Origin of the sequence: Mediterraneibacter agrestimuris (assembly GCF_943193195.1) — a bacterium.
GTDB classification, from domain to species: domain Bacteria; phylum Bacillota; class Clostridia; order Lachnospirales; family Lachnospiraceae; genus Schaedlerella; species Schaedlerella agrestimuris.
This window is the reverse complement of the sequence record NZ_CALPDG010000090.1, coordinates 1-4,132: the sequence shown is the minus strand read 5'-3', so window position 1 is coordinate 4,132 and position 4,132 is coordinate 1. Positions and strand designations below refer to the sequence as shown.

Here is a 4,132-nt window from a genome sequence, read left to right as displayed (position 1 = left end):
TCACTCAGATTCTTTTGAAGCAGTTCTATGATCTGCCTCACTCTTGTTTTCTTAAACATAAAGAAAACCTCCTTAAAATGTATTTGAAAGATATAATCCTTCATGATATACAGTTTAAAAGAGGCCAATATTCCATATCAATATTTTCTATCGTGACCACTATATATAGTGGTGGCTCTCAAGCTTGATAATAATCAAAAAAGGAGGATTTGTGTAGATTTTATATGATAAAAAAGGAATTCTATATACCATAGTTTTCTGGAAAAATCAATAGTAATTTAGAAAAAAGTGTGGTAGAATGAAGCAAGCAACAAATGAGGAGAGTGAAAGAGCATGATGAACAAAGAGGTTTATTTGAAAAATGTGGCTGAGAGTCTGGCCTTATTAAGTCGGGAAGTGTCTATCTTGAATGCGGTAAATCTCTATGATATTAACATCGTTGCAGAAGATTTCTTTCCCGGATTATTGAATCTTATCTATGGATATGAATTGAAAAATGCAAACTATTTGGAGAAAAATGCCCCGGCGATTGATTTGGTAGATCCAAAGAATAGGATAGCAGTTCAAGTCACATCAGATAATAGTAGTACAAAGATTAAGCATACGATAGAAGAATTTAATAAAAACAAAGCGTATCAGAGCTATGATAGATTGATTGTGCTGATTTTGACACAGAAGAAAAAATATTCTTCCAATTTTGATACACAGGGAATGTTTTCATTTGAAAAAGAAAGAGACATTTGGGATGTAGAAAAACTGATGCAAGATGTTCGAGAGTTGGAAACAGAACAAATAAAAGCAATCAGTAATTACCTGTCGGCAGAATTGTGTAATAAATATTATTCAGTGAAAGAAACGCAGGCCAGTGAAGTGGACACGATCATAGATTTGATAGAGTATATTTCACAACACAGAAAAGTAAAGAAGCCTTGTGAGACAACGGTAGATCCGGAGTATAAGATTTATAAAAGGTTTCGGGATTTTGCAGATAGATTGATTGCAGAATATACGACACTTTACACCATTTATGGGGAAGCACTGAAGATTGTAAACGAAACGCTGGGGATCGATGAGGCACAAGACATTATTATTATGTTCTATCTGCAGGATATCAGCGTACAATTTTTGGAAGAAGAGCAGGATAATCCGATTGCTGCATTGAATAAACTGGTTACATATTTTGAAACAAAATTAAGCGCGAATGGTAAAAAGTATGACCGTTCTGCAATTAAATTCTATCTTGTCAACGAAATGATTAAATGTAGGGTATTCCCAAACGAAAGGAGTGAGTATGATGCTGGCAAGTAGCAATGCACTAAAATCTTCCGCAATGTATATTGGCTATCTCATACTCAAAGAGATAAAAAAGCAGGAAGCTGGGAAGATTTCTATTTATGATGTATCTAAAGCATTGAAAAAGGCGGGGATCACAAGCAGCAGACAGTTGATTTTGGGGCTTTCCTTTTTATATTCTGTTAATATTGTCGAATTTGAGGAGGCGAATATATGGGTAAAGAAATAAGTCGTATTCGTCTCAATCGGCTCTATTCAGAAAGTAATATTTTTGAAGAGATTTCTTTTCATGACGGAGTCAATATTATATTAGGCGAGAAATACGATGATAGTTCTGTAAAAGGTCGGAAAACAAATGGTGTTGGAAAGTCTATGAGTATTGAGTTCTTAGATTTTGGTTTCTTGAATGATTATGAAAAATCAAGAATCGCAAAAATACCGAAAGAAGTATTTCCGTTAGAAGAAAACGTAATATTGGATTTGGACATAGGAGACGAAGCAATCACTATAAAAAGAAACCGGAAACAAGCGGATCAACCTGTAATCATAAGAGAAGGGAGAACCGTATCTTTTGATAAACTTCAGGATGCAAGAGAATATCTGACCGGAATTATTTTCCCGAAGTTAAATGGGAAGAAAGTACCTAGTTTCAGAAATTTGTTTTCAATTTTGATGCGAGATGAACGTTCGGAATTCACAGATATCATCAAATGTCATGATTTGACAAAAAAGATTCCAGATGATTTGAGCGCACACTTGTTCTTATTAGGATTTTCCTTAGAGGCATATAAAAACACTTTAGAAACCATTAGGGAGATAGAGGCTGTTAATACTGTCCTTGCAAAAGATAAAAAGGAATTGACGCAAGAAGGAAAAAAGAAAATCTCAGATGTTAAGGCAGAATTAAATGCATTGGAAGATGAATTACAAAAATTGGAAGATGCGATTGAAAGTTTTAAAACGAATGAAACTTTTGATTCTATGGAGGCAGACCTTATTGAGTTGGAGGACTTGCTGGATCAGCTGCGTAAACGTCAAAAGGCTTTGCGGTATGACTATGAAAAAATCAGAAAAATGCCAAAGCCGGAGCAGATTGATGACAGAGAAATTGAATTGGTCTATAATCAATTTAAGAGCGAGTTGGGAAATGCAGTAGTAAAATCTCTAAATGAAGTCGTAGGGTTTAAGAACAAAATAGAAGAATTCCAAAGAACATTGGTAAACCAAAAGGCAAAGGAATTGGAGAGCCAATTGAAAAGTATTGCGGAACAAATTCGGGTACTGGATGATGAATATTCAGAGAAACTGAAAGTCATCGATAAAAAAGGAGTGCTAAAGAATCTAAAAGTAAGTTTAAAGATTTATGAGGCGAAGAAGGATTCCATTTCTCATACGAAGTTTTTGTTTGATCAATACGAAAAGAATGAGAAAAAGAAAAGAATGCTGAATTTACAAAAAACCCAGCAACTCATGGAAATTGATAGTGAGATTGAGCAAAACAAAGAAATCATGGATGACTTTATTGATACCATTTTGGAAATTCATGAATCTATTATGGGAAATAAGGAATGTTCATTTAGCATCCAGACTGTTGATAAGGCACGAAAGAAAACACCAGTTGAATTGACGCTTCGTATTTACGATGATGGAAGCCATAGTGTAGACAGAACAAAGGTATTCATTTATGATATGGCGTTATTATTTAATCAATACACCAGAGAAAGGCATCCGTTGTTTTTAGTACATGACAACATTTTCGATGTGGATCAAGATACGCTAGTTCAATGTTTGAATTATATTTACAAGCAGGAAGAGCAGTATCAGGATTTTCAATACATTCTCACGTTGAATCGGGATAAAATCGAAAATGAGGAACAGCGGAAATTAATTCAGATGAATATTGATGAACATCAGGTAGCTGTGTTTACGAAAGAAAAGAAATTTTTAGGACGAAACTATCAGGAAAAATAGTAGCGTATGTAGAAGGGATGTTTTGTTCTAAGTTTGGAGGTATTTCATGGATTTAAGAAAAGCAGCAAAAGATGTTTCAGTTTTGAAAATGCGATGTTCTATTAATGCAGATACTATGACGAAAGCAGAACTTCACCAAAAGCTGGAAACAGGATACCGAGATATAGGGAAAGGAAGAGTGAGAAACGCTTCGGAGGCTTTTGAAGAATGGCAGAAGAAATGTGAAGCCAGTGAATAGTGAAAGGATGAAAATATGCAGATTGAGATTGAAATACCGAAAGCTGTTTTATTTGATGTCAAGTATACGGTAGAACAAGCAACCAATTTTGCAAAGAAAGAAGTTGCACTTGGATTCCATATGCAAAAAGGGGTGTCAGTTGCACTGTGTTCACAGATTGCAGGTATGTCAGAGAAAGAATTTCTAGTAGAAGTAAAAGATAGGAAATAGTTTTTGACAAATCTGTTAAAAAAAGGTATGATAAAAGTGATCGCACTACAGAAACTTGCGAAGCCTGTAGTCCGGAAGGTTTCTTCGGGAACCTTTCGTTATATATGGTAAAGTCATGATTAAATTTCACAGTGAAGTAATTAAGAACTGTGAGATGTGATAAAAAACGAAGCCGTAGGACCGCAAGGTATAGCTTTTGGAGGCTCCCCAGTTTAGCTGGGGAGTTTTTCTTTATCATATTTATGATAAAACAGAAAATGAAAACAAAATAATAAAGAGACCAGGCAGGATATGTTCCCGTAAAAAGGGAGGTATCCTGCCTTTTTTGCATGAAAGAGAGGAAATGATTATTATCAAGCTTGGGAGCTATCGTTCTCATACTTGAGAGCCACTTTGTTTTCAATATAATTATCACGCTTG

At 34.9% G+C, this 4,132-nt stretch carries 5 protein-coding genes; all 5 read left to right on the top strand.

Features of this window, described 5'->3' with window-relative positions:
* Positions 1-333: 333 nt before the first annotated feature.
* Genes NFS18_RS18970 through NFS18_RS18950 form a run of 5 tightly spaced genes read left to right on the top strand, consistent with a single transcriptional unit; the run spans position 334 to position 3,712 of the window.
* Complete coding sequence (locus NFS18_RS18970; protein ID WP_009319921.1) at positions 334-1,308, top strand: SMEK domain-containing protein; 975 nt, start codon at positions 334-336, stop codon at positions 1,306-1,308.
* Positions 1,292-1,522: an ABC-three component system middle component 6 gene (locus NFS18_RS18965; protein WP_009243231.1), complete on the top strand. Its 231-nt coding sequence runs from the start codon at positions 1,292-1,294 to the stop codon at positions 1,520-1,522. The genes NFS18_RS18970 and NFS18_RS18965 overlap by 17 nt, the downstream gene beginning before the upstream one ends.
* On the top strand, positions 1,507-3,264 hold the full coding sequence (locus tag NFS18_RS18960; protein WP_251393090.1) for a DUF2326 domain-containing protein: 1,758 nt from the start codon (positions 1,507-1,509) through the stop codon (positions 3,262-3,264). Before NFS18_RS18965 ends, NFS18_RS18960 begins: the two co-directional genes overlap by 16 nt.
* A 46-nt stretch (positions 3,265-3,310) precedes the next feature.
* The gene (locus NFS18_RS18955; RefSeq protein ID WP_178601584.1) at positions 3,311-3,502 is read left to right on the top strand and encodes a hypothetical protein; all 192 of its coding nucleotides are present in this window, start codon (positions 3,311-3,313) and stop codon (positions 3,500-3,502) included.
* A gap of 15 nt (positions 3,503-3,517) precedes the next feature.
* Positions 3,518-3,712, top strand: a complete 195-nt coding sequence (locus NFS18_RS18950; RefSeq protein ID WP_251393089.1) for a UPF0175 family protein — start codon at positions 3,518-3,520, stop codon at positions 3,710-3,712.
* Positions 3,713-4,132 lie beyond the last annotated feature (420 nt).